The organism is Escherichia sp. KTE52 (assembly GCF_000408325.1).
Lineage (GTDB): Bacteria > Pseudomonadota > Gammaproteobacteria > Enterobacterales > Enterobacteriaceae > Escherichia > Escherichia marmotae.
The window spans coordinates 1-1,616 of the sequence record NZ_KE138675.1 but is presented as its reverse complement, the minus strand read 5'-3'; the positions used below and the strand labels follow the sequence as shown (position 1 = coordinate 1,616).

Here is a 1,616-nt window from a genome sequence, read left to right as displayed (position 1 = left end):
GAAATATGTTCCATCAATTTTTTAAGTTCCATTTTGTTCTCCTTAATTATGTAAGGAGTATTTGATCATGTATAAGCAATGAAAAACAGCTTTAGATAATAAGGAATATCTTAATTATTGAACATTTAGTGCGAATCATTTAGTACAAAAAAACAGCGTTACGTGATCTTTCCCTGACTGGTCATTGCTTCCGGCAGGCGTTCAGCACCGTGTGGTAGTAATATACCGTGGTTTTCGGCGGGCGCGTGTCCTGCGGTTTAATCACCTGCAGGGTAAAACGATCCCCTCTGGCCAGCGGCTCATAGCTGTCACCGCTGAACCTCTATGACCTTACCCGGGCTGTCTTCACCGCACAGCCGCATCCCGTCCCAGAAAAAACGCCCCCTTTCCGGGGCCGGTTCCGCTTCGCCCTCATCATGCCACCGGTACAGCCGTTTCCCCGTCCGTCGCCCTAGCAGATCGTATCCATACTCCAACTCCACCTTTAGGTACTTTTCTTCTTTGCGTTCATCATCACGGACAGTTTCCCATACCGTGCCTGTCGGGTATTTTAAAATCACTTAAATTTTTTAGATATGAAAACCCTTCGAGTGATTCATTGTATCCACATTTGACAAGATCATTCCTTAATATTAGCAGTAATTTATTCCACTCACTGATAAAAATATCAATAGGTATATTCAATGAATACAAATTATCACTATCACCACTACTATCATCTAAAAATGAAACTGTAATCCACTTTGCTTTAATATTTAACATATTAGCATCTATGACAAAATCCCATATAGCTGTAAAAGTACTTGATAAAAATGAAACTGAAAAAAAATTTTTATTCCTGTCCGTTAAGGCGTTTAACATTCGAATAATGTCATTATACATTTCACTAATATCACCTTTCCGATCTAAGCGCGTAATGTGTTCATTCCAATTTAAAACAATATCATGCGTATATTCAACATATATAGATTCGATTGCTTCAGATACACTTATATCCTCCTCATCCTTTTCTCCCAATACAAAGTCATCTAATACTTCTATTGAAAACATATTACCTCCAACACCCGTTCAACAAGAATAAAAAGGTCTTAAATTTAATCAGTATATATAGGCTCAGCGGTTTTCGAGTTTATTGGGAATCCGTGAAAAGTACCATCGCCATTATTACGAACGCGAATTTTATCTGGGATATCAATTGTTCCATCAGGATTAAATACAACTGACGAATGATCTGAATTTATTGGAAAATCTTTCATTTCCCCTGGCTGTAATGTAGCTGCTTTTTCGCCTGCATATTTTAAATCTCTTTTACTTCCCCATTTACCTTGAGGTAGTGGTGCCCTACCTGTTTTTCTGGCTTGATCTTCCGCTCTTTTTAGAGCGTCATTTTGCGTCCATTTTATACCATGAGCTTTACCCCTCAAATATCCATTTTCAGGTTTCAAACAACTCAAACCCAGAGGATCGATCCAACTTACTGGATTAGGCGCATAAGCATATAAGTTTAGCCCGCCCCTTAAGCCTATCGGATCCGTTACTATGAACCGCCCGACATCCGGATCATAGTAACGGTGCAGATTGTAGTGCAGCCCCGTTTCCCTGTCGAGGTACTGTCC

At 39.7% G+C, this 1,616-nt stretch carries 2 protein-coding genes; both read right to left on the bottom strand.

Features of this window, described 5'->3' with window-relative positions:
- Positions 1–513: 513 nt before the first annotated feature.
- Entirely contained in the window at positions 514–1,050 is a 537-nt protein-coding gene (locus A1SC_RS20995; RefSeq protein WP_016261807.1) for a hypothetical protein, read from the bottom strand.
- A gap of 44 nt (positions 1,051–1,094) precedes the next feature.
- The coding region (locus tag A1SC_RS24350) for an RHS repeat-associated core domain-containing protein (RefSeq protein ID WP_016261806.1) at positions 1,095–1,616 on the bottom strand (522 nt) is incomplete at its 5' end.

Coding starts and splice junctions, on each gene's coding strand:
- A1SC_RS20995 (WP_016261807.1), bottom strand. CDS start 1,050: ATGTTTTCAATAGAAGTATTAGATGACTTTGTATTGGGAGAAAAGGAT.